Annotated in this window: 18 protein-coding genes and 1 pseudogene; 17 read left to right on the top strand and 2 right to left on the bottom strand. The window is 54.4% G+C overall.

Going from position 1 to position 24289, the window contains the following annotated elements; genetic code table 11:
• Positions 1-23: 23 nt before the first annotated feature.
• From B5E42_RS12960 to B5E42_RS12990, 7 genes are all read left to right on the top strand, one after another.
• Complete coding sequence (locus B5E42_RS12960) at positions 24-1217, top strand: hypothetical protein (protein ID WP_087240341.1); 1194 nt, start codon at positions 24-26, stop codon at positions 1215-1217.
• Positions 1218-1238: 21 nt separating this feature from the next.
• Positions 1239-2468, top strand: a complete 1230-nt coding sequence (locus B5E42_RS12965; RefSeq protein WP_087240343.1) for a hypothetical protein — start codon at positions 1239-1241, stop codon at positions 2466-2468.
• Between the two features lie 147 nt (positions 2469-2615).
• Complete coding sequence (locus B5E42_RS12970) at positions 2616-4697, top strand: dynamin family protein (RefSeq protein ID WP_162613987.1); 2082 nt, start codon at positions 2616-2618, stop codon at positions 4695-4697.
• Positions 4681-7776, top strand: a complete 3096-nt coding sequence (locus tag B5E42_RS19700; protein ID WP_242967138.1) for an ATP-binding protein — start codon at positions 4681-4683, stop codon at positions 7774-7776. Before B5E42_RS12970 ends, B5E42_RS19700 begins: the two co-directional genes overlap by 17 nt.
• Entirely contained in the window at positions 7776-8354 is a 579-nt protein-coding gene (locus B5E42_RS12980) for an HNH endonuclease (protein WP_087240348.1), read from the top strand. The genes B5E42_RS19700 and B5E42_RS12980 overlap by 1 nt, the downstream gene beginning before the upstream one ends.
• Positions 8354-8710, top strand: coding sequence for a hypothetical protein (locus tag B5E42_RS12985; protein ID WP_087240350.1), 357 nt, complete (start codon positions 8354-8356; stop codon positions 8708-8710). The genes B5E42_RS12980 and B5E42_RS12985 overlap by 1 nt, the downstream gene beginning before the upstream one ends.
• A gap of 547 nt (positions 8711-9257) precedes the next feature.
• Positions 9258-10448, top strand: a complete 1191-nt coding sequence (locus B5E42_RS12990; RefSeq protein WP_087237682.1) for an IS256 family transposase — start codon at positions 9258-9260, stop codon at positions 10446-10448.
• Between the two features lie 93 nt (positions 10449-10541).
• On the opposite strand, the gene B5E42_RS12995 is transcribed toward B5E42_RS12990, so the two are convergent.
• Positions 10542-11732: an IS256 family transposase gene (locus B5E42_RS12995; RefSeq protein WP_087240352.1), complete on the bottom strand. Its 1191-nt coding sequence runs from the start codon at positions 11730-11732 to the stop codon at positions 10542-10544.
• A 285-nt stretch (positions 11733-12017) separates the two neighbouring features.
• On the opposite strand from B5E42_RS12995, the gene B5E42_RS13000 reads away from it, so the two are divergent.
• The 7 genes from B5E42_RS13000 (at position 12018) to B5E42_RS13030 (ending at position 19755) form a co-directional block, all read left to right on the top strand.
• Positions 12018-13283 (top strand): hypothetical protein, encoded by a 1266-nt coding sequence (locus B5E42_RS13000; RefSeq protein ID WP_087240354.1) that lies wholly within the window; start codon positions 12018-12020, stop codon positions 13281-13283.
• 126 nt (positions 13284-13409) lie between these two features.
• Positions 13410-14465 (top strand): MoxR family ATPase, encoded by a 1056-nt coding sequence (locus B5E42_RS13005; RefSeq protein WP_087240356.1) that lies wholly within the window; start codon positions 13410-13412, stop codon positions 14463-14465.
• A 3-nt stretch (positions 14466-14468) separates the two neighbouring features.
• Positions 14469-16223, top strand: a complete 1755-nt coding sequence (locus tag B5E42_RS13010; protein WP_087240358.1) for a VWA-like domain-containing protein — start codon at positions 14469-14471, stop codon at positions 16221-16223.
• A gap of 329 nt (positions 16224-16552) precedes the next feature.
• Positions 16553-17182 (top strand): cyclic nucleotide-binding domain-containing protein, encoded by a 630-nt coding sequence (locus tag B5E42_RS13015; protein WP_087240360.1) that lies wholly within the window; start codon positions 16553-16555, stop codon positions 17180-17182.
• Positions 17183-17547: 365 nt separating this feature from the next.
• The gene (locus tag B5E42_RS13020; protein ID WP_087240362.1) at positions 17548-18300 is read left to right on the top strand and encodes a tyrosine-type recombinase/integrase; all 753 of its coding nucleotides are present in this window, start codon (positions 17548-17550) and stop codon (positions 18298-18300) included.
• Between the two features lie 344 nt (positions 18301-18644).
• Positions 18645-19508: a site-specific integrase gene (locus B5E42_RS13025; protein ID WP_087240364.1), complete on the top strand. Its 864-nt coding sequence runs from the start codon at positions 18645-18647 to the stop codon at positions 19506-19508.
• Positions 19498-19755, top strand: a complete 258-nt coding sequence (locus B5E42_RS13030) for a hypothetical protein (RefSeq protein ID WP_087240366.1) — start codon at positions 19498-19500, stop codon at positions 19753-19755. The genes B5E42_RS13025 and B5E42_RS13030 overlap by 11 nt, the downstream gene beginning before the upstream one ends.
• 164 nt (positions 19756-19919) lie before the next feature.
• On the opposite strand, the pseudogene B5E42_RS19705 reads toward B5E42_RS13030, so the two are convergent.
• A pseudogene (locus B5E42_RS19705) lies at positions 19920-20213 on the bottom strand (group II intron reverse transcriptase/maturase); the annotation flags it as partial.
• Between B5E42_RS19705 and B5E42_RS13040 the strand changes: the two are divergent.
• The 3 genes from B5E42_RS13040 to B5E42_RS13050 are packed head-to-tail and all read left to right on the top strand — an operon-like array spanning position 20213 to position 23977.
• Complete coding sequence (locus B5E42_RS13040) at positions 20213-20482, top strand: four helix bundle protein (protein WP_141242539.1); 270 nt, start codon at positions 20213-20215, stop codon at positions 20480-20482. The pseudogene B5E42_RS19705 and the gene B5E42_RS13040 sit on opposite strands and share 1 nt — an antisense overlap.
• A 19-nt stretch (positions 20483-20501) precedes the next feature.
• Positions 20502-21035: an RNA-directed DNA polymerase gene (locus B5E42_RS13045; RefSeq protein WP_255397036.1), complete on the top strand. Its 534-nt coding sequence runs from the start codon at positions 20502-20504 to the stop codon at positions 21033-21035.
• 35 nt (positions 21036-21070) lie between these two features.
• Positions 21071-23977 carry an S-layer homology domain-containing protein gene (locus B5E42_RS13050; protein ID WP_162613988.1) on the top strand — a complete coding sequence of 969 codons (2907 nt, stop codon included), beginning with the start codon at positions 21071-21073 and terminating at the stop codon, positions 23975-23977.
• Positions 23978-24289: the final 312 nt, after the last annotated feature.

A 24289-nucleotide genomic window follows, 5' to 3' on the forward strand; every position in this document is an offset into this window, starting at 1 on the left:
GAGCCGGTATAGGGAGGGATCAGATGAAAACGATCAGTGACGTACAGAAGGGGATGCGGGACGCGGCTGCCTGGCTGGAGGAGGCCTCCCGGGATTTATCAGACCTTCAGTTCAGCGAAAGTAAAAATGAGAGCGTGGACTTTCAGAGAATCCAGTCGCTTGGAAAGCGATATCCGATTCAAAATCACAGTTTAGGCAAGAAAAAATCTGCTGTATTTAAAAAGCAATACTTGACTTTATTGGCCGCTTTGTTACAGGTAGAACCAGCCTATACGAATGAGGGCTGGCTTTTTCTGCAACGGATTGCCGCTGGGGGAGGCGCAAATTTGGCGCTGTCCAGTCTACAAGTAGACGCCGCGATGCTAACATCGGAGCATTTGGATATCTTCACTGCCGCAGTCTCCCAGGCGGGTATGGGGGATGCCTTGCTACTGGACAGCCTGCTGCTCTGCTTGCTGGTCCAGGGTGGCAGGCCCACATGGACTTATATCAGCGGCTTGGCGGAGATGCTGGGCTGTACAGAAAACAGGCTGACTCTGCTGTCCGGCCTGGCGGTGGCGGCCGCAAAAAAGGATGCGGATAAGTTGCAGGTTGTATTAAAGAGCTGCAACGAAGTAGATCTTACACCGTTGCTTCCGCATCTTATTCCCATCCAGGGCTATCTCCTTTTCCGCCAAGATGATGATACTGTCTGTTTGCTTGGGGATGGGAATACGCCCATTCCCAAGCAAGTTTCTCGGAAGCTGAAAGGTATCAGTGTTCCAAATCTTATCATACGGGATGCTTGCTTCACGAAAAATCAGTTGGTGATCTCCGGCGAAAAATCGGGCCATTTGACGATGGAACGGTGTTCTGTTCAGAATATCCAGCTGCAGAAAGACCAATGTTTTCTATGTAGTGGGTTTTCTGAGGCTGACTTCACAGATTGCATTTTTCAAGAGCTCTCCGCTATCGATACGGCAATTGATTTTACAAATATTGGCCTGGCGACATTTCATAGGGTTCAGTTTAAGGATATTTCCGTAGCAGCACCCACGGCGTGGGCCCTGCGGGTCAACATAAGACGGCCACAGTTCAAATCTGTTACCATGGAAAAGATATGTAGTCCCCAATATTGGTACTACGGGGCAAATCCTGCCTCTGCAGAGAGCTGTAGCTATAAGAACTGTCGCGGAATGACTTCCTGCCTTCCTGAAAATTTTAAAAAGTCTAAGTAGCAGTTGAGAAAGGATACTCGTATGAGAACATTCAGCGAATTACAAGCAGATCTTTATGCTGCTACGGCTCAGTTAGACGAGGTTTCCCGCGGGCTCGCCGAACTCCAAAGCAGCGGCGGGAAGGGCGGCGGCCAGACGCTTTCCCGCATTGAGGCGCTAGGAAAGCGCTATCCCGTCCGCAACCACTGTATCAGTGAAAAGGATGGGACATTTCAGAGGCAGTATCTGACCCTGCTGGCGGCCTTGTTGCTGGTGGAGCCAGGCCGCACGGAGGAAGGGTGGCTACTTCTCCGGCGCATTGTCGCTGGGGGAGATGCGGACTGTCCGCTTTCGGAGCTGCAGGCCGACGCCGTCACACTGCCGCCTGAGCGGATGGGCGATTTTGTCGCCGCCGTCTGCCGGGAGGAGCTGGAGAGCCCGCTGCTGCTGGATTCTATGCTTCTCAGCCTGGCAGTCCAGGGCGGAAGACCCACATGGGAGTATATTGCCGGTCTGGCAGAGCTGATGAACTATCCGGAAGACCATTTGCAGGAGTTAGGAAAACTGGCTGCGTCTATTGTAGCAGGCCAAGATCTTTTAGCCTGTATAGACTGTGCGAAGCGTCTCGGATCGCAAAATGTGATACAACTACTCCCGCAAATCGTCCTGAGCAATACAAATTACCATTATTTATGTTTTTTCCCTCAATCGGATACATATTGGATTGAGGGGGACGGCACCAGCTTGTTCCCAGAAGAGACCTTTCAAAAAGTTCTGCAGTGCCCTGCTCCAAACATTATATTTCGGAACGTTCATTTTTCTGGTTACCCCATTCTATTTAACAAAAGGACGCGACAAAAGAAGCTGGTGCTGAAAAACTGCTATATTCATGATATCACCAATCGAGACAAGAATGACATCTTCTGTGTTGAAGGGATAGCCTTTGTGGAAGTCCAGATCGAGGGCTGCAAATTTGAAAACCTATCGGCACGGGATTACCCCATACGTTTTGGCAGCCCTGCGGTGAGCCTAGAGCGTCTGCTGATCAGGAATACCCGGATAAGCAACGTCGAAGGACTGTGCAGTAATGCCTATGCGATCTATGCACAGGCCGCTGAAGTACGCTTTGAGAATGTAAGTATGGAAGGGATCCGCAGCCCGCTGCACTGGTATTATTCGTCTTTTGACAACGGCCATGCCGCGGGAAACTGCACCTACAGCAGCTGTGTCGGGACTGTAATAGGTCTCCCGGACGGATTCCGAGAAATTTAACAGAGAAAGAGAGAAAGCAGCATGAACTGGTTTACAGCATCCCGCCAGCAGGAGGCGGAATTTGATGCGTATTCATCCGAGCTTGAGAGACTGCAAAACACTCTGGAGCCCCTGGCGCCCGCCGCAGACTTTCAGGAGATCACAAAGTTGGGCAAACGGTTCCAGAAGCAGACCGCGGATTTTTTCCAGGAAAACCGGAGGCTGAATATCGGGGTAGTGGGGCAGGTAAAGGCCGGCAAGTCATCCTTCCTCAACACCATGCTCTTCAACGGCCTTCCGATCCTCCCCAAGGCCTCCACCCCCAAGACCGCTGTCCTGACTAAAATTGAGTACGCCCCCGAAAACCAGCTGGAGGTCCACTACCTCTCCCGGCGTGCGTGGGAGGCTCTGGAGGACGATGCGGCCGAGGCCCGCGCCGCCGGGGAGACCACCTCCGCCAGGGAATTGGTGGAGATGGCCGAAGTGCGCAGCCTGAACCCCTCAGAGAAGCTGGACAAGGTTGAGACGATCCCCTGTAGCAGTGTGGAGGAATTGCAGGATGTGCTGAACGATTATGTAGGGGAGAATGGGCAGTACACCCCTCTGGTGGAATTTGTGACCCTTGGCGTAAACCAGGAGGAACTGCGGGAGCTCTCCATTGTGGATACCCCTGGCCTCAACGACCCGGTCACCTCCCGAACAGACCAGACCAAGCGGTTCCTGGAGATCTGCGATGTGGTATTCTTCCTCAGCCAGTCCAGCAGTTTCCTGGACAGCAGCGATTGGCTGCTCCTGTCCGAGCAGCTGCCCAATCAGGGCGTGAAGCGGCTGGTCCTGGTGGCTAGCAAGGCGGACAGCGCGGTGCTGGACCTCTTGCCCGCCCGGAAGCAGTCCAGCCAGACAGATCCTCTGGGCGGTTTCGGGGCCTTCGGAGGCGGCTTCCGGACGGTCCCTACCCGCTTGAGCCTGCGGGAAGCTCTGGAGCAGGCACGCACCAAGCTGGGCCAGCGGGCCCGGCGGGAGATCCAGAAGTTCGGTGAGCGGCCCGGCGGTAGGAACAGCACGGCATACCGTGTGCTCAGCGGCTGCCAGGCCCCGTACCTCGTCTCCGCCATGCTGGAGAATATGTGTAGCAAGCCGAGGGAGGAATACGATCCGGAGGAGGAGAACATCTATGAGCGGCTGGAGCCCCACTTTGAGGACGCGCACAGCGACATGGCGCGCATCGGGAACTTCGGCGCCGTCCGGGAGGTATTTGAGCGCGCCGTCCGAGAAAAAGACGAGATCCTGCGTCAGAAGGGGCAGGAGCTGATCCCCACGGCCAGGGCGTCGCAGCGGGCCTTGCTGGAACAGCTCAGGGGCAAGGCGGCCGCGCACAGGGACGCGCTGGCACACGGGGATCAGGACCTGCTGCAAAAGCGCCTGAACGCTGTCCAGCGGCAGAGCAGCGCCCTGCGCGGGGATGTGGCGGCTGTGTTCGGGGAGGCATCCTCTAGATTGGAGACGGAAAAAGCCAGGGTAATCTCCGAAATGCGGAAAGCTGGAGACAAGTATTGGCTGAAGGAGCGCTCCGGAGAGGAGATCCACCACGATGTCCGCATAACCTACCGGCATCATTTCCTCTTCTTCCGCTGGGGGCGGGAGGAGACTCCTTACCAGTACACCACGCATTACAAATACTTGGTGGCCGCCGACGTGAAAGAGGAGCTCCGCCACTACGCTAACGCCCTTTCCAGCTGGTCCGAGGAGGTGTTCCAGGGCGCGATCCATCTGCAGGATATCAAGGCCCGGCTTCTGAACGCCGTGGTGAAAAACCTGGACACCTCGGCGGACTCCTTTGACGCTGGACTCTGCAAGCAGGTAGCCGAGGCTGTGATCCAGACCTTCTCTTTCCCCGTGTTTTCGGTCTCCTTCCAGGACGAATTCCAGGAGATCTCCGGCCGCTTTCAGGGGGAAGTCACCGCCGCCACAGAAATGCAGGAGCTTAACAACATGTTCAACGATGCCCTGGCCAGCGTTCTCGACAAGTCGGTGAAAGCGCTGGACAGGGGGATCGAGCAGTTCCAGACATCGCTGAAGGATGCGGGGGACCACTTTTCCGAGCGAGTTCTCGCCCAGATTCAGGGGGAATATGAATCTCTGTTGCAGAAGCTTGAGGACAAGCAGCGGGAGCTGGAACACTGCCAGAACTATGTGGACTGTCTGGAAGACCTGTTAAAGCAGGAGGGGACGTATGGAGCAGCAAATTGAAAAACTGGAGAACATCCTGGACCAGGTCGGTGAGATGGTCGGCCGCGGCTATCTGGCCAGGCTGGAGCGGTGCGAGCCGCAGAAGGCCGGTTTTGCCGAGCTAAATCTGGATCTCAAGAGCTGTGGGCAGTTCTACCGCCTGGAGCGCCTGGTGCTGAACAAGCGGGAGATCTTTCTGGACAACCTGACAACCGTCCTCAACGTGGCGGTAGCGGTCAACGGGAGTGTAGTTACCCTGTTTCACAGCGACGGGCAGAGGAACGCCTTCTATATGGGGGTGATCTCCAAGCACTTCCGGAGCAATGGAGATAAGGCCCGGCGGGAGTCCATCTTTCAGGCGGTCATGGGGGCCGCCCGGGGTAACCTGCCCGGATCCAGGTTCCAGCAGGTGGAGTCGGAGACAATCTCCAGCCTCCTGGATCAGGTGGGAAATGGGGCGGTATGCGCGGTCAGCGGTATTCCGGATCTCAAGACAGATGCGGAGCACCGGGAATATCTGCAGGGGCTGGAGCGTTTGGGAGACGCCATGCGGGGCAGACAGTACGCGGTGCTCTTTATCGCCGATCCCATCGCACCGGAGGAGCTGTTCCAGGTGCGGCAGGGCTATGAGGAGTTGTTTACCCAGCTCTCCGCCTATGCCTCCCAGCAGGTGTCCATCAACCGGGCGGAGAATCTTTCCCGCAGTAATACCTATACGGAGAGCTTCAGTGAAAGCCTCTCTAAGAGCCTTTCCAAGAGCCAGAGTACCACAGAGAGCCGCTCCCGCACCACCGGTACCAATTCCGGCTATCATCTCGACCTGGGGCTCGGGGTTGGAATTCCCGGCGCGCCCGCCAGTATCCACGGCGGGGGCGGAATACAGAGAGGACGCCACGAGGATCATACGGCGGGAACATCTGAGAGCGCGGGGATCCAGACCGCCCTCGGTACCGTCACACAGAATGGGGCCAGTACGGGCAGGACGGACACTGTCGGCAGTAGCAGCGGCGTGGGGATCCAGTTCAATTGGGAAAACCGGGGTATCCGCGACTTGCTGGATCGGATTCAGGAGCACCTGAAGAGGCTGTCCCTCTGCGAGAGTGTGGGGGCTGTCCAGGCTGCCGCCTATGTGCTGGCCCCTGACCAGAATACCGCTATGACGGTGGCAGGAAACTATAGTGCTCTCCTCCGGGGCAACCGGGCCGGACTGGAAAATGCCTACCTCAATGTCTGGTCTCGAAAAGACTCCGTCCAGGATATCCTCAAATTCCTCTCCCACGGTATGCACCCCTGCTTCTATATGGGTGGGGAACAGGTGGGGGTGGAAAGGCTACTGGCCACGGCCACCACCCTACTCAGCAGTCGGGAAGCCGCCCAGCAGTTGCTGTTCCCCCAGGAGCCCCTGGACGGCATTCCGGTACTGACTATGGCCCCGTTTGGACGTAATCCCCCGGAGGCAGAGCAAAATGGGCTAAATCTGGGAGAATTGCTCTATCTTGGGCAATCCCAGAATAGGCAGGTTTCTTTGAATCCGGATTCCCTCACATCTCACGTATTTATCACCGGCTCTACAGGGGCTGGAAAGTCAAATGCAATCTATACACTGCTGGATCAGCTCTGTCTGCATGGTGAACGGGCAGACAAACCTACATTTCTTGTAGTTGAACCCGCCAAAGGGGAGTACAAGGAAGTCTTGGGAGGATATCCAGGTGTCCGTGTCTATGGGACGAACCCTCGCAAGGCGCCGTTGCTGCGTCTCAATCCCTTCTCCTTTCCCGAGGACACCCATGTGCTGGAACACATCGACCGCCTCATCGAGATCTTCAACGCCTGCTGGCCGATGTATGCCGCTATGCCTGCCGTCTTAAAAGCTGCCGTGGAGCACGCATACAAAGGTTGTGGCTGGAGCATGAGTTCCTCCCAGTGCGCTGGGATGCGCCGGTTCCCCACATTCCGGGATGTGATGTGCGCGCTGTCCGACGTGGTGGACAGCAAGGGTTTCTCTCAAGATACCCAAGGGGACTACAAAGGCGCGTTGCTGACCCGGTTGGAGTCACTGACCAACGGTATAAACGGGCAGGTTCTCTGTGCCTATGATGAACTCGAAGGCGAAGAGCTGTTCGACCAGAATGTCATTGTGGATCTGAGTCGGGTGGGCTCCTCCGAGACAAAAGCGTTGCTGATGGGGACACTGATCCTCAAGCTCCAGGAACACCGTATGGCCCAGCGTGCGACAGGTACAAACCGACCCAATAGCGGCCTGCTACACATCACGGTGCTAGAGGAGGCACACAGCCTCCTGCGCCGTACCTCCACAGAGCAGAGCCAGGAAGATTCCAATCTCCAGGGTAAATCCGTGGAGATGCTGACCAACGCCATCGCGGAGATGCGGACCTATGGGGAGGGCTTTATCATCGCGGACCAGTCCCCTGGGTTGCTGGACATGGCTGTGATCCGCAACACCAACACAAAACTCATTCTCCGCCTGCCAGATGAGGGGGATCGAATCCTGGTCGGCAAGGCGGCAGGGCTCAACGATGATCAGATTGTGGAGCTCTCCCGGCTGGATACCGGCGTAGCTGCCGTATATCAGAATCACTGGCTGGAGCCGGTGCTGTGCAAGGTTTCCCACTTCGATCGAGCAGAACATTTTTCCTATACACCCGCGCGGTTTACACCAGACCCCTTAACAGAAATGATCTGTCAGACGCTGCTTCAAGGGATATCTGACGGAACTGCATTGGAATGCGAAGGTGTTGACAGGATCCGGACTTGGATTGACCACCAACAGACAGGGAAAGGTGTCAAGAAATTGCTCTATCAGGCTTTGATTGAGCGGCAACAACTGTCTCAGAAGGAACGAGATTATGCGCTCTATTGCTTGGCCCACGGAAAACACTTGATAGAGGAAATTCGGCGGTTTGCTGTGTCGGCAGATGAATTCAGAACAATGGCAGACAGGCAAATCATGGAGTCTTTGATGGTGCCTGAAGTAGTGGCTCGGGAGATCCGTAGGGTAGTCTTATTCTATGCAGCGGATAATGTTCGGAATGATATTCAGCAGTTCCATGAACTCCAAGAATTGGGAGGTGTGCGATAATGCTCTTCAACCCTAAAGAGGGACGCTCGGACGTGGGGGAATTGAAAGCCGCAGAACTCCCGAAAAAGGACGTTGCCGAGCTCCCTGCTGATTCAGGGGAGATGGCAAATCTAGTGGAATTGCCGGATGATTCTGGAAGGGATGTAACTGTAAATGAACTCCCCGAAATTATCAAAGAATATATAGATGATATAAAAGCTAAGTCAGAATACCTTGAAACATTTGAAAATACCAATATTGATTCTTCTGATTTAAAAAAATTATCTCCAGAAGAAACTGCAGAAAGACGTGAGGAATTTGATGATTGCAAAGAGCAATTAAAAAGGGATTGGGAGAAATTGCACGGTCATCCGTGGCCTAAATATGAACAAGATGTCTATTCCTCTAACGGTAAGCTTATCCGAAAAGCTGGCTCAGATTATGATGCCCACCACATTCAGCCACTCGGGTTAGGCGGAAAAAATGAAGCCAGAAATATTACTCCGCTTCACGCAGGTGTACATTACGACAAACAAGGTGTTCATGCTCCGAATAGCCCATATAGTAAGATGGAAAAGATGCTAGGGGGTGCTGAGTGATGACTCGGAAAGAATTCTTACAGATTGTTGAAGAAAGTAAAATCGATGAGCCCATAGTTGCAAATATAGAAAACTTGTATGGGTATAGTCTGCCTCAAATAATCAAAGAGATGGTTTCATATTCGCAAGACAGCATCTTCTTTGATGACGGTTATCGAACCCTATCTTTGTCCGAAATTCTTGAGGCAGAAATAGATTTACATGTTGATTTCGTAAAATATGCTATGATTCCTGTCATTGATTGCGGAGATAACGATTTTGTTGTGTATCATTTTGAAGAGTGTCTATGGTCTAAATTCAATATTACAGATGGTAGTATCTTCAAACGACGCAAATCACTTTCTGAACTGCTCTGATGGTTTCAATGATGAAGAATATATCCGACTTGTTTAAAGAAGCGTAAGCGCGGAGCAGTAAGAGTTTTAATATTTTCACAATATAGAGGTACATGTTTTCGGGGCTGGGTGAGTGACTCTGCTCACACGCTAAGATATGGATTGTTATGACCATTCTTTGCCACTGCGCTTCAAGGCCCCAAAGAGAGATGAAATCCTCTTAACCTGCGCAACGTAACACAATATATTTTTTTAGAATAGTGATCTCTCAGCGTTGGATAGTGGAACTACCGCCTATCTGTTATCAGCGTGCGGCGTTGTGGCAGAAGTGCCTTGGCCTATTCTCTTTCAAAAGCGAAATAGCGTACAAAAACAGTCCAGAGTCTGGGCTTAGTTTTTGTACGCTTTTTGCTTTTATCTGGTTTCAACCTTTGCTGCCTCCATCCGGGATAGTGCACCATAACAGGGGTCAGGTAGAATAAATTTCGCAAAAATAAAAAGAGACATGGTTTGCAGATCTCTGGTAGAATGAAGTCGCGACACACCATTCGAAAGGAGACAGCAAACCATGTCCGAGAAAATTGTACAGCTAAACGAAGAAGTTATCAAGGGGCAGCTCAAGGAACTTGTACGCGGAAGTGTAGAGGAAACCCTCAACGAGCTGCTGGAGGCTGAGGCAGAGAAATTGACTCAAGCAGCCCGGTACGAGCGTAATGAGCAGCGCCAGGGCTACCGCAGCGGCCACTACAACCGCAACCTCACCACCACTTCCGGGGATGTCACCCTCAAGGTGCCTAAGCTGAAAGGGATCTCCTTTGAAACGGCTATCATTGAGCGGTATCGCCGCCGGGAAAGCAGCGTGGAAGAGGCTCTCATTGAGATGTACCTGGCCGGCGTATCCGTCCGGCGCGTGGAGGACATCACCGAGGCCCTCTGGGGCAGCAAGGTCTCACCCTCCACCATCAGTGAGCTGAACAAGAAAGCGTATGTCCACATTGAGGATTGGCGGAACCGCCCTCTGCAGGGCGGACGCTATCCGTATGTCTATGTGGATGGGATCTACCTGCGCCGTAACTGGGGTGGAGAGTTTGAAAATGTGGCTATTCTGGTGGCGATTGCGGTCAATGAGGACGGATATCGTGAGGTTCTTGGCGCTGCCGAGGGTATGAAGGAGGACAAAGCCAGCTGGGTCAGTTTCTTCCAGTGGCTGCATAGCCGTGGCCTGGATGGCGTGAAGCTCATTGTTGGCGACAAGTGCCTTGGCATGCTGGAAGCTGTGGGAGAAGTGTTTCCTGAGGCCAAATACCAGCGTTGTACCGTCCACTTTTACCGTAATGTGTTCTCGGTCACACCTCGCTCTAAGGTGAAGCTGGTAGCCAAAATGCTCAAGGCGATCCATGCTCAGGAGAGCAAGAAAGCTGCCCGGGAAAAGGCCAAGGCCGTGGTGGAGGAACTGCGCTCCATGAAACTGAAAGAGGCCGCCCAGAAGGTGGAGAATGGCATTGAGGAAACGCTGACCTATTGCGATTTTCCCAGTGAGCACTGGACCCGTATCCGTACCAATAATGTGATTGAGAGGCTGAACCGAGAGATCCGCCGCCGTACCCGTGTGGTTGGCAGCTTCCCGGACGGCAACTCAGCTCTAATGCTGGTTTGTGCCCGGCTGCGCCATGTAGCCGGTACTCAGTGGGGCAACAAGAAGTACATGAACATGAAGCACCTGGAGGCGACCTTGGAGGATGCCTCCATTGCTGGCTGACTTCATTTACGGCAGAGTCTGCTAACTAAAGTGCGAAAAATTCTTGACACGACCTTTTCGCAAAATGGTTTGCAGGGCCTGGCATGAGAGAAGTCAGCCAGCAATGGAGGCGTCCTCAAGGGCAGCCTCCAGGTGCTTCATGTTCATGTACTTCTTGTTGCCCCACTGGGTGCCGGCCACATGGCGCAGCCGGGCACAGACCAGCATGAGGGCGGAGTTGCCGTCCGGGAAACTGCCTACCACCCGAGTGCGGCGGCGGATCTCCCGGTTCAGCCGTTCAATGACGTTATTGGTACGGATGCGAGTCCAATGTTCACCGGGGAAATCGCAGTAAGTCAGCGTTTCCTCAATGCCATCCTCCACCTTCCTGGCCGCCTCTTTCAGCTTCATGGAGCGCAGTTGCTCCACCACGGCCTTGGCCTTTTCCCGGGCAGCTTTCTTGCTCTCCTGAGCATGGATCGCCTTGAGCATTTTGGCTACCAGCTTCACCTTAGAGCGAGGTGTGACCGAGAACACATTACGGTAAAAGTGGACGGTACAACGCTGGTATTTGGCCTCAGGAAACACTTCTCCCACAGCCTCCAGCATACCAAGGCATTTGTCGCCAACCACCAATTTAACCCCATCCAGGCCACGGCCACGCAGCCACTGAAAGAAGCTGACCCAGCTGGCCTTGTCCTCCTTCATGCCCTCGGCGGCCCCCAAAACCTCACGGTATCCGTCCTCATTCACCGCGATCGCCACCAAAATTGCTACATTTTCAAACTCTCCACCCCAGTTACGGCGCAGGTAGATCCCATCCACATAGACATACGGATAGCGTCCGCCCTGCAGAGGGCGGTTCCGCCAATCCTCAATGTGGACATACGCTTTCTTGTTCAGCTCACTGATGGTGGAGGGTGAGACCTTGCTGCCCCAGAGGGCCTCGGTGATGTCCTCCACGCGCCGGACGGATACACCTGCCAGGTACATCTCAATGAGGGCTTCTTCCACACTGCTCTCCCGACGGCGATACCGCTCAATGATAGCGGTCTCAAAGGAGATCCCCTTGAGCTTGGGCACCTTCAGGGTAACGTCCCCGGAAGTGGTGGTGAGGTTGCGGCTGTAGTGGCCGCTCCGGTAGCCCTGGCGCTGTTCGTTGCGCTCGTACCGGGCTGCCTGGGTCAGTTTCTCCGCCTCGGCCTCCAACAGTTCGTTGAGTGTTTCCTCTACACTGCCCCGAACCAGTTCTTTGATTTGCCCCTTGATTACTTCCTCGTTCAGCTGTACAATCTTTTCGGACATGGTTTGCTGTCTCCCTTCAGAATGGTGTGTCGCGACTTCATTCTACCAGAGGGCTCCAAACCATGTCTCTTTATTTTTGCGAAACTTATTCTACCTTACCCCATAACACCCGTTCTGCCAGAGAATAGCAGACTATGTCTCTTTTTATTTACTACAGGCTCTTAGCAAATATTTTGAAGGAATTTAGCAGGGGTGACAAATACTGTCCACCTGACTTGATATAATCAAAATATCAGATGGTAAGGAGGCCAAATGGAAATCAAACAGAATTCTTGGAGGTAAGATATGAGTAAAGAATTGCAATCATCGCTCCGCCTGGCAAATGGTGTAGTCCCCCACACTCTAGAAGACATCCGACAACACTTCGACCTGCCCCGGATTTTAGATGCATATAAAAGCGGCGAATTATTGCGGTGGTGTCAGGAGCGCTATTATGAAGATGAGGTCGAGGATTTAAAGATCCGCAAAACACTTCATTTTGAGTCCGATGAAGAGCTGGGAGAGTCTCTTCGCATTCTTTTCGGGGTGGAGGAGACTATACCTGACCCAACAGACAGCAAACACCTTCAGCAAATGCAGGAGAATCTTCGCGCCTATACCGATAACTCTGAGATTTTGAATCAGGCGGATCGGGTGGCCTTTGACCAGGAAGGGTTGGCCGTATTACTAAGCAAAGGCACCAATCCCATTTATCTATGCGGAAGCAAGTTTACTCTGCCGGCTTCTAAGCGTGGAAGGACATATATAGGGATCAATGAGCCAGAGGTAGAGCTATCTGGCGGTGACTGTTTCGATGATTCAGAGATTACCGTACAAAATGTAAAAACCAATTTAACCTCGGACAAAAGTATGCGGAGGCTCTTCCATAGCCGACTGGATAACTTGGGGGATTATCCCAGTCATCCACTGAAAGACTGGGGCAGTTTTATTGCTGATCGTGAGGACGACTCTCGCTCCGCCTATAGTGAATTCAGCCACTTCAAGAGCAAGATGGCCTGCCACCAAAAGGCGGAAAGCGTACTAAAAAGTGCGTATCATGATGCAGAACGAGCACTAAAGAAGCAGTTTGACAAAAACAGAGACGATGGTTATTGCGATAGGCTTCAGTACGACCTTACACGTGGACTCTCCCGGCTCACCAGACTGCTCCATTATTTCCGGACAGAAGAAACAGGAGAACTGATTGATGAGATCAACAACCTGTTGATTGCCTCACCTGTCATAACATACATGAGAGTATTCAACGATGAACTGGCCGGGCGCTGCAAAATGCCTGACTATACAGAATACCGATCTCAGATCATGTATGAGGAATATAACCCCTCACCGGCAGCGGCTGAGCCCGGGCTATTGAAAATACTGGCGGCTCCTTTTTGCCAGTATGGCTATGAACTCCCGCTTTGGGAGGTGAGGCGCGGTTACTATAAGGCACAGGAAAATTTTGAAGAATCCTTTTATCAAGAAGTCCGCACACAGATCCACCTGCAGATTATAGAGCCTGTCCAGTTAAAACTGAGCCAGGTAGAATCAAAACTTCAGCAGAATACCTGATACAGAGTTCCGGTTTCGTAAAGAAGTGACGTACATATTATATCTATGAAGCCCACCGGAGCAGAGTGCTCCGGTGGGCTATCTTTTTGTGTATCGGCGGCCAATCTGCCGGAAAGGAAGGGAACCGTGAACCTTACAACAACCGTCGACCAGAAGCAGCTTCTGGACATCCTGCTGAACGTAGGTTTGGTACGGCCAATATTCATCTGGGGAGCACCTGGAATCGGCAAAAGTGCCATCGTGGAGCAGTTTGCAGAACAGGTGGGCCTGTCCTGTGTGTCCCTGCTGGGCAGCCAGCTGGCCCCGGAGGACATCATCGGCGTGCCCCAAATCACAGACGGGCGGAGCGTGTTCTGCCCGCCCAGGATGATCGCCCGGGACGAGCCCTACTGCCTGTTTCTGGACGAGCTCAACGCCTGCTCTCAGGAGGTGCAGAAGGCCTTCTACTCTCTGATTCTGGAGCGCCGGGTGGGGGAGTACCATCTCCCCGAGGGCTCCATCGTGGTGGGAGCGGGCAACCGGGCCCAGGACAACGCCATTACCCGGCCCATGTCCTCCGCCCTGCTCAACCGTATGTTCCATGTGGAGCTGCGGGCAGACGCCCGGCTCTGGCTGGAATGGGCGGCCCAGAACGGCATCCACCCCTGGATCTACGCCTACATCTGCGCCCGGCCGGATCAGCTCTGGAGTCCGGCGCCCAAGACGGAGGAGCCCTTCTCCACGCCCCGGAGCTGGCACATGCTCAGCGACGCCATCTACAGCTATGGGGAGCAGCTCACAGACCGGGAGATGTCCATTCTGGCCAACGGCTGCCTGACGGCGGCCCATGCGGCCCAGTTCTGTGCCTATGTTCGTCAGGTGAGAGGCCAGTATTCGCTTCACAAAATCCTCAGCGGGGAGCAGAGATGGCCGGATAAGCCGGAGGAGCGGGATATCCTCTACTTCCTGGCCCAGAGCCTCCGGGCGCAGCTGCTGAAGGAACTGCCCCGCAACCGCGGGCAGCTGAGCGGGGAGGCCCGGCAGCTGGCGGCCCGGGCCAAGGAGCTGTTGCTGGAGCTATCCAACATCAGCCTGGAGATCGCTCAGATGACGGTGACGCCGGAGGGTGAGGACACCCTGCCCGCATGGTTCCTAGCGGAGGTGGTGCGGGAACTGCCTGTTTTGGCTAAAAGGCAGGGGTGAGCCATGGCCGGAAAACAAAATAAGAAGCAGCCGGAACGCCCGGCATACGAGGCCGCCTGGGAGAAGGTGCAGAGCGGGATGCTGAGAGATCTGGCCTGGAAGGTCTATCTGCGGCCTGGAAAGCCGGGCCAGATGGCGCGGGATGATTGGGCCTGTGTAACCAGCCAGGGGGAGCTTGTACTGAACCCTGCCCGCTCGGGCACTGTGGGAGAGTGGGAGTACGTACTCGCCCACTGCCTGCTCCACCTGGGAATGGATCACTTCCGGCAGGAGCAGATGGATGACCCCGCCTGGCCGGCGGCCTGTGATCTGCTTGTCACCGACTTCCTTCGGAGCAGCCACATCGGCACCCCGCCGCCGGAGTTCCAGCGGATGATGCCTTTTCCGGCCAAGGTCGAAGAACAGGCGTACAGCTATCTGAAAGAGAACCCGGAGTTGCTGGCAGATTGCAGGTTCAGCACCATGACCCGCGGCCGCCCGGACATGGTGTGGGCAGGGGAACCGCCCAGGATCTCCTTCCAGAAGCTACTTGCCCAGTCTCTCCAGAACGCCATCCAGGACGCTCTGAGAAGCTCCAGCCGGCTGGGAGAGGGGATGGGCCGTTGGAGGCCGGATTACCTTCAGGCCCGGGATTGGTTCCTGTCCAGCTATCCACTCCTGGGGGCGCTGGCGTCCTCTTTCACCATTGTGGATGATCGGGACACGGTACGTCGTATGGGGATCCCTGTGGCGGCGGTGAACTGCCAGCTCCGGGAGCTTTACATCAACCCGGACTGCCGCCTGTATCTGGAGGGGTGGAAATTCATCCTGGCCCACGAGTTCCTCCACGCCGCGCTCCGCCACGATGTGCGCCGCCAGGATCGTGGCCCCGTTCTGTGGAATGTGGCCTGCGACTTTGTGGTCAATGACTGGCTGCTGGAGATGAACGTGGGCGCCATGCCCGACTTCGCCCTTCACGATCCGGCCTTCCGGGGAATGTCGGTGGAGGGCGTCTACGATCAGGTCTGCCAGGATGTCCGCTTCTACACCGGGCGAGATCCCAAAGACCTGCTCTACGGGGACGAGGCGTGGTGGGACACCCTGGAGGGCGGCGAGGTGGACGAGTATTATCGTTCCGCCATCTACCAGGGGCTGGAGTACCACATCAGGCAGGGGCGCGGCTTCCTGCCCGCCGGTCTGGTGGAGGAGATCAGGGCCGTCAGCCGGCCGCCCATCCCCTGGGATGTGGAGTTGGCCAGGTGGTTCGATGAGCAGTTCGCGCCTATAGAGAAACACCGGAGCTATGCACGCTTTAGCCGGAGGCAGAGCGCCACCCCGGACATCCCCCGTCCGGCATGGCGGGGGGAGCCCGATGTGGAGCATCAGCGGATCTTCGGTGTGGTGCTGGATACATCCGGCTCCATGGACCGGCAGCTGCTGGCCGCCGCCCTGGGTTCCATCGCCAGCTACAGCCAGGCCAGGGATGTCCACCACGTGCGGGTGGTGTTCTGTGACGCCGCCCCGTATGACCAGGGGGTAATGCACCCGGAGGACATCGCCGGGGCGGTACAAGTGCGGGGCCGGGGCGGCACCAAGCTCCAGCCGGGCATCGACCTTCTGGAGCACGACCCCGCCTTTCCCAAGGACGCGCCCCTGCTGATCATCACGGACGGGGCCTGTGACCGGCTCCAGCTCCACGGACGGGAGCATGCCTATCTGATCCCCTGGGGTAGGCACCTGCCGTTCCCGCCCAGAGGGCCGGTATTCAAGCTGAGGTAGCCAAGTAGCTTTGTAAGACGAACAGGCAGGCGAAAACTTTCCGCCTGTCTGTTTGCCTGTTTTTGCTTGGTGTCCGGGCCCCGATGCTTTAAACTTTGTGTCCCTGGGCGCAGTTCTTTTTGCATCAAATGAAAAGCAAAGCCAGACCCTTGGATCCCTGAAGGGCTAAGAGCCATTGGGATTGACCGAAAGGCCAGGATATTCCGTCCAGAAAAGCATAACATTTTATTTATTATGTACCATTTAAGCGCAAGCTAATTAACCTATGTTAATGCTGCTGGGACGGCAGAATGTTAAAATATTGAAGCGGTGGCAAGGGGGCTGAGGCTGTGCACAAAGAGTTATTTCTGGGAAAATGGCTCAATTTGTCCGAGCAGTCAGTGGTGCTGGAACTTCTTAAAGAGGCACAGACAATACACGTGAAACGGAACAGTCTCCTGGTCGAAGCAGGAGAGATCCAGCAGCAGGTGCTGGTTCTGGTCAGAGGGGTGGCCAGGGGCTTTCTACTGGATGCAGACGGAAGGGATATTACAGACTGCTTTGTGTACCGGCAGGGTGAACTCCTCATGGGATGTAATGCCCTGGGGACGCCGTCGCTGATCAGCCTGGAGACAATGAGAGACTGCGAGCTTCTGTCCATTCCGTTGTCCAAGATTCTGCCGCTGATGGATGAGAACCCGACGCTGCTGAAGTGCTATATCCAGTTTCTGCTCAAGGGGTTGGAGCGGCACTGGGAAGGCAAGATGCTGATGTACCGCTGCTCCGCCATGGAGCGGTACCAGTGGTTCCTGAAGATGTACCCCGGCCTGATCGATTTGGTGCGCAACAAGCATGTGGCGTCGTTTCTGGGTATGACGCCGGGGTATCACACACTTAATAATAATTATAAACAACCCACGCTATCGAAATTGAAGGACATATCTTCAAAAATATTTTATCTACAAAGAGTCCAGCAGTAAATACTGCTGGACTGAGCGTGTCGAAAAAGCGGCAAAGCCGCTTTTTCGAGAAAGATCATATGGCGGAAGGGGTTCGTTTTCTTGCGAAAAAGTCATCCCTTCCGCCATGAGAAGTGTCATTTCCGAGGCGCATGTCCCCGGAAATGACGGATTTTGATTTGATTCCTGCGGCTGCGGCCGCAGGAACTCTGCGAGGCTTTTCCTCACGGAGGGTTTATCGACAGCCTGAGTCCAGCAGTAAATACTGCTGGACTCTTTGTTTATAGGCGGGATCCAATGAGGCACGTAGGTAGAGTTCTGCCGTTCCGCATAGGAGCCTCCTGTTCAGGTACAATATTTGTATCAATCAAACTGGAGGCATCAATATGGCAGAATATAGAATCACAGCAGAACAAATCACGGACTTTGCCAAGCACCTGCGCCAAGCCGAGCGCAGCTCCGGCACCATTGAGAACTACCTGCGCCATGTGCGCGCTTTTGCCGCGTGGCTGGGCGGCCTGAACCGTTTCCTTACCTTCGCGGGCTGGCAGGAGTGTCAGGTGAAAGCCCTGCGTCTTCAGCGGCAACTATTTCGGGATGACAACCGGGAGCTGACCCGTGCCGAGTATGACCGCCTGATCGCCGCCGCCCACGCCATGGGCCGGGAGCGGCTGGCCCTGCTGATGGAGACCATCTGCGCTACCGGCATCCGGGTAAGCGAGGTAAAGTATCTCACCGTGGAGGCCACAGAGCGCGGCAGGGCGGAAATCGCCCTGAAGGGCAAGATCCGCACCATCCTGATCCCTGGCAAGCTGCGGAGGAAACTGCTGAAATACGCCCGGAAAAATAAAACCGCCTCCGGCGAGATCTTTCTCACCAGAAACGGAAAAGGGATAAGCCGGAAACAAATCTGGGCGGAGATGAAAGCCATCTGTGAAAAGGCAGGGGTCGCGCCCTCCAAAGTGTTCCCCCACAACCTGCGCCACCTGTTCGCCCGGACGTTTTACAAGGTCTGCCGGGATGTGGCGAAACTGGCCGATGTGCTGGGCCACAGCAGCATCGAGACCACCCGGATCTATCTCATCTCCACCGGCGCGGAACACGCCAGCCTGCTGGAGCGGCTGGGGCTGATAGGATAGGACAAATTTCACATTTTGTCCATACACAGCTGAAAACCAAACCATTCAATACTTACTGACGGAAATATCTTAGCACGAAATCTGGTGAAACGCAAGCGGTTGACCGGAGTTGGGCATGACAAAACAGGCCAAGCAGATGAATTATTGTTTGGCCTGTGCTTTTCGCGCCCAAATGATCCGATCTGCAGGTACACCGGGCTGTCTTTCTTTCTCTGCCCGCCCTTTTCCAGCAGAGCTGTACGGGCAGTAAAGACAAAATGTGAAGTTTGTCCTGATCAGACTGCGCGGAGGGAGAAAAATGATAAAACTCGCCGCCGGCAGAACGAAAGAGGGAGGTGATCCACATGGGGCGAACGGCCGAAGAGGCACCTTCCCTCCATGGCCATGCCGAACCGGATAAACCGTCCCTCGCCTGGGAGCAGGCGGAGGCATATCTGGAGGCTCTGCGCGGTCGGGGCCGCACTCCGGAAACCATTAAAACATACCGGCGGAATCTGCTGATGCTTTTCAGGGCATTGCCGGAAGACGGGCGGCTCGACCATACGGCGCTGGCCCGCTGGCGGGATGCGATGCTGGAACAGGGATACACGCCCCGGACAATCAATGTGCGGCTTGCCGCGGCAAACGGCTTTTTAGGCTACCTCGGCCTGCGGGGGTACCAGCTCCCCGTGCAGCTAAAACCGGCGAAGGATGACATCCAGCCGGAGCTGACCCGCAATGAATATCTGCGCCTGCTCTCCGCGGCGAGGGCGCTGGGGAAAGAGCGAACCTACTTTATGGTGAAGACATTTGCCGTGCTGGGCCTGACGCTTCATGATCTGCCAAACCTTACGGTAAAGGCGGTTGAAGCTGGGACACTTATGGCAACCGCCAATCGTTCCCACCAGATCATCCGTATCCCGAACAGCCTGCAAGCGGAACTGCGGGACTACCTTCAGCGGGAGGGGATACAGAGCGGGTCGGTGTTCCGTACCCGGAACGGTAAGACCGTCAATCGAACGTCTGTGACCGGCTGTATCCAGCAGTTGGCCAGAGACGCACGGGTAGCGCCGGAGAAGTGCAACCCCCGCTGCCTGCGGAAGCTGTGCCAGTCCACGCGAGAGAGCGTTCAGCAGAATATTTCCCTGCTGGTGGAACAGGCGCTGGACCGGCTGCTGGAGCAGGAACAGATAACGGCTGGCTGGGAGGTGAGCGGCTATGACAAGTGACGCACTGACATTGCCCCTGCTGGAATTTTTACAGTATAAGGCCGGATGCACCTATCTGTCCGACCTGAAATCCATAAACGGTTGGCAGCGGGCGCGGCTGGCCCGCGTACTGGAGCAGATTCCGGCGGATGCGGCGGATCTCCGAACCTGGAACGACGCCCTAAACTATCTGGTACAGGCCCCGCCCGCAGCCATTGCGGAGGCCGCCAGGGAGCGGCTGATCGACGCTTTGAGAAAACCAAATTGAAAAAAGAGAGGAAAACAGGACTATCTGCAAAGTGCAGTTTTACGGGAAATTACTTCAGATCAAATTGAAACTCATCAAGTTCCTAGAAGATCTTGGCCTTCTTTAATGCAGATAAGATTAAGAGGTAAACAAATTTGACTCTGTATGAACGATGTAAAGAAAAAGTAGTGCAGCTTGCAGAAGTTGCTTGCCATACCATAATAGTTGCATATTCCTCTTAACTCCGCATTGTATACTGAAACGATTTCTAAGTCTGTGAGTCCAACCAGGTATTTCCGATGGACTGGAAACATGGAACCATCTTCTTTTTGTATCGCCACGCCTTTCGTGAAAACGAATTGGCGGATTTTATCGTTAAGTGGCACCAACAGTTCTACACCCCCATTGAGGGTACGCATTTTTACATGACCGGGGCCACCCCGCTTTATTTTTCCGCTTCTGCGCACACGCACATCATATGGCGGCTTATCAAAGCGAGTTAGCGGTTATCACAAAGGCAAAAGACCTCTGCTCCTATGTGATGACGGTAACGGATAAATCGCCAAAGCGTTTCCGATTTACCCTTGTTGCAAAGCTGCAAAACTACGCGCTGGACATCATCGAAAACCTGTACCGGGCAAACGAGGTGTTTGTCAAAGCGGGCGACAGGGAAAAAGCGCAGCAGCGCATAGACTTCCAGCACCAGGCCTTGACGGAGTTGAAACTATTGGGCTATCGACAGCTATAACGCCGACACGGGAAAGGGCCTGCCGATGGGAAATCAGTCAAGCCGATGGTTTGCCCTGTATTATCTCAACCAGATAGACCGTATCATCAAGGAAAAATACAAAATCAAATACTATACCCGCTATATGGACGACTTGATTTTGCTGCATGAGGACAAGGAACACTTGAAAGCCTGTCTTGCGGAAATCCGGGCGTTTGCGCAAGACAGGCTGAAACTGGAGTTTAACGAAAAGACGCAGATATTCCCTGTGTCCGAGGGGGTGGACTATCTCGGTTGGCGGTTTTATTTGACGGATACGGGCAAGGTGATCCGCCGATTGCGCACCAGCAACAAGCGGCGGTTTAAGCGGAGATTAAAAGCCTTTCAAGAGAAATACCGCAGCGGCGAAATGGATTACGACGCGATCAAGCGCAGCCTTGCCAGCTACAACGGGCATTTGAAGCATGGGCATACATGGAAATTGAAAACAAAGATATATGGCAGCTTCGTATTGACAAAAGCCCCGAAAGGGGAAGCAACGGCTATTCCGGGCGAAACGCCCGAGAACGCATAAATGATGTGAGGAAAAGGACAGGAGGAGGACACAATATGAAACCAAAGCGAATCATCAGTTTGCTACTTGCAATCTGCCTTGTTGCGGGGCTTATGCCTACCGTAGCTTTTGCGACAGGGAGCGACAAAGCAATCATGCTTGGCGCAAGCAACATCAGCGGCTATGACAGCACGAACAGCTATGACTATATCTATTTTGGAAACTGGAAGGCGCTGGACCAATATACCACTACCGGCCCTATCAAATGGCGGGTGTTGGCCGACCAGACCAACACCGGGGAAACCGGCCTTTTCCTGCTCTCCGACGGGCTGCTTGGAACAGGCGATAATGGCGGCGTGTATTTTCAGCAGACCTCTCATATTGATCGTAACAGCTATGAATTTCACAAAGGCAGCGAACCTTCCGATGGCGATCACACAAATTGCCAGATTGCGAACGCATGGCAGGGCAGCGACGCGCAGGTGTGGTGCAATACCTTTTACAACGGCAGCTTAACCATGCAGGAGCAGGGCGCGGTTTTGGCAACCACGAAAAGCGATGAAGCACTTGCCGCCTCTGAAAATATCCTAAACGGGGACAAGGTATTTTTCCTCTCGGAAGAGGAAGCGAAAAACAGCGCATACGGTTTTGCCGATGACGATGCGCGTATTGCCAATTATGGCAATAGCCCCAGTGTGTGGTGGCTCCGCACGCCTGACACGAAATATCCGTTAATGGCGGGCGCGGTCCAATACGATGGTAATGTGGACGACTACACCTTCTTCGTGAGCAATGCCTATCCTGCTCGTCCCGCTTTTAATTTAGATCTGAACTCTGTCCTCTTCACATCTGCCGCCGTAGGCGGCAAATCTTCCGCCGCTGCAAGCGGCGGTACTCAAAGCGGCGAAGCCGCCGACGCGATTTTTGCAATTAACGATACGGATACCAGCGAGTGGAAATTGACCCTTTTGGACGAAGCCCACAAAAACTTTGAGATTTCCAACGCGACGACGAACAGCAGCGGCGACACAATCGCTTTCTCCTACTCGGGCGCACAGACCGGGACGAATGAATATATTTCCGTTGTAATCAAGGATAGCGGCGCAATCACCCACTACGGGCGCATTTTGCAGTTAGACGGTACGACGAATGACGAAAGCGGAACGGCGAGACTTACGCTCCCTGCGGACGTATCGTTAGGCGAGAACACAAAGCTGTATGTATTCAACGAGCAGTACAACGGCGATAAAATGACCGACTACGCCAGCCAGCTTAAAGAAATCAGTCCCACCGTTGACACCACCGCCCCGAAGCTTTCCAATGGCTCGGCTACCCGCGACAGCGAAACCACCGCGACGGTGAAGTTTACCAGCAACGAAGCGGGCAGCTATTACTATGCAGTCGTGGAAAGCAACGAGGCCGCCCCGACCATCGACACCACCGGGACGGGAACTGCCTGCGATACAACCGAGCAGACCATATCTCTGAATAACCTTTCGAGGGCGGGCGCAAAGGATATTTACATTGTGGCAAAAGACGCGGTGGGGAATGTAAGCGATGTGCTGAAAATCAGCATACCCGCCTATATCGCACCCAGCTACGGCATTTCCGCGTCCCCGGCTGCGCTGAACTTTGGCAGTAAAACGGTAGACTATACGGAAGCCCCCGCCGCGCAGACGGTAACGCTCACAAATACGGGAAACCAAAATGTAACGGTTGATCTGCCCACCAGCACGAACTATACCGTCACAGCGGGAACAGGATTTACAAACGGCAAAGCTGCCCTTTCTTCCGGCGGCAAGGCGCAATTTACCGTCCAACCAAAAACCGGGCTTGGCGTGGGAGACTGTTCCGAAACGCTGACCATTTCCGGCAGCAACAGCACAAGCGCCAGCGTGAAACTCTCCTTTGAAGTGCTTGACACCTATACCCTTACCGTCAATCTGAACGGCGGCAGCGGCAGCACAACCGGCGGTGAATATCCCGCGGGCGAAGCTATCCATATTGACGCGGGCAGCCGCAGCAATTACCGCTTTAACGGCTGGACTTCCTCAAACGGCGGCACCTTTACCGACGCTTCCAGCGCAAGCACCACCTTTACCATGCCCGCAGCCGACACGACCATTACGGCAAATTGGGAATATAACGGCGGCGGTAATACAGGCGGCAGCACAACCGATTATTACCGTCTGACCTTTGATACAAACGGCGGCAGCGAGATTGCCTCTATTCTCCGCGCCGAATATACGACGGTTGACCTTTCGGATTACAAGCCGACCCGCGAGGGCTACGAGTTTACAGGCTGGTATGCCGACAAGGATTTGACAGACAAGATCACAAGCATACGCCTAACCCGCAACACGACGGTTTACGCCGGGTGGGAAGAAAAGAAAGAAAATCCGGGAACAGGTTTTGAAAACCCGTTTACCGACGTTTCGGAAAACGACTGGTTTTATGACGATGTTATGTTTGTGCTTGCAAACGATCTGATGGTGGGCACAAGCAGCACCACCTTTGACCCTTACGGTACGACCACCCGCGCTATGGTTGCTACAACGATATGGCGCATGGAGGGAGAGCCGAAGCCGGAGGGTGATAATCCCTTTACCGATGTAAAAAACGGCGAGTGGTACACCGACGCGATTGTATGGGCGAATGAAAACGGCATTGCCTTGGGCTACGGCAATAATCTGTTCGGCACAAACGACCCGGTAACAAGAGAACAGCTTGCAGCATTTTTCTACCGCTACGCAAAATACAAAGGCTATGATACAGCGGTAACAGGCAGCCTTGACCGTTTCACCGATAAGGGCGACATTTCCGCTTGGGCGAAAGACGCTGTTGCGTGGGCTGTCGGCTACGGGCTAATCGGTGGCAAGGACAACAACATGCTCGACCCGCAGGGCGAAGCTACCCGCGCCGAGTTTGCGGCTATGCTGCAACGTTTTTGTCAAAAAGGATAACCCAGTACCTTATCCCCACAAGCCATTCACTTGCGGGGCGCGGGCAAATAAGTCCCGCGCCCCGTTTTCTTTTTGTCTAACAGAGAAAGCCATATTTCACCCCGCGTCCTTTTGCCGCAGCGCGGCAACCTTTCGGACGAGTTGAAGTGAACGCGGAAAATTACCGCGTCCGCTGTTTTTTTCACGCCCATATTTGCGAGAAAGACGCGCAAACAGGATTGAACACCTGTTTGCGCGTCTTTTTCTGTCTTTCCGGCGGCAAGGGCTGCCGCTCGCCGCCCCAACCCCTGTTTGCAGAATACGCAGACAGGA

The organism is Flavonifractor sp. An10, assembly GCF_002161215.1.
GTDB classification, from domain to species: domain Bacteria; phylum Bacillota; class Clostridia; order Oscillospirales; family Oscillospiraceae; genus Flavonifractor; species Flavonifractor avistercoris.

Coding starts and splice junctions, on each gene's coding strand:
- B5E42_RS13025 (WP_087240364.1), top strand. CDS start 18,645: ATGGGGCGAACGGCCGAAGAGGCACCTTCCCTCCATGGCCATGCCGAA.
- B5E42_RS13040 (WP_141242539.1), top strand. CDS start 20,213: ATGGCGGCTTATCAAAGCGAGTTAGCGGTTATCACAAAGGCAAAAGAC.
- B5E42_RS13010 (WP_087240358.1), top strand. CDS start 14,469: ATGGCCGGAAAACAAAATAAGAAGCAGCCGGAACGCCCGGCATACGAG.
- B5E42_RS12985 (WP_087240350.1), top strand. CDS start 8,354: ATGACTCGGAAAGAATTCTTACAGATTGTTGAAGAAAGTAAAATCGAT.
- B5E42_RS19700 (WP_242967138.1), top strand. CDS start 4,681: ATGGAGCAGCAAATTGAAAAACTGGAGAACATCCTGGACCAGGTCGGT.
- B5E42_RS13020 (WP_087240362.1), top strand. CDS start 17,548: ATGGCAGAATATAGAATCACAGCAGAACAAATCACGGACTTTGCCAAG.
- B5E42_RS12960 (WP_087240341.1), top strand. CDS start 24: ATGAAAACGATCAGTGACGTACAGAAGGGGATGCGGGACGCGGCTGCC.
- B5E42_RS12990 (WP_087237682.1), top strand. CDS start 9,258: ATGTCCGAGAAAATTGTACAGCTAAACGAAGAAGTTATCAAGGGGCAG.
- B5E42_RS12965 (WP_087240343.1), top strand. CDS start 1,239: ATGAGAACATTCAGCGAATTACAAGCAGATCTTTATGCTGCTACGGCT.
- B5E42_RS13030 (WP_087240366.1), top strand. CDS start 19,498: ATGACAAGTGACGCACTGACATTGCCCCTGCTGGAATTTTTACAGTAT.
- B5E42_RS13050 (WP_162613988.1), top strand. CDS start 21,071: ATGAAACCAAAGCGAATCATCAGTTTGCTACTTGCAATCTGCCTTGTT.
- B5E42_RS12980 (WP_087240348.1), top strand. CDS start 7,776: ATGCTCTTCAACCCTAAAGAGGGACGCTCGGACGTGGGGGAATTGAAA.
- B5E42_RS12995 (WP_087240352.1), bottom strand. CDS start 11,732: ATGTCCGAAAAGATTGTACAGCTGAACGAGGAAGTAATCAAGGGGCAA.
- B5E42_RS13000 (WP_087240354.1), top strand. CDS start 12,018: ATGAGTAAAGAATTGCAATCATCGCTCCGCCTGGCAAATGGTGTAGTC.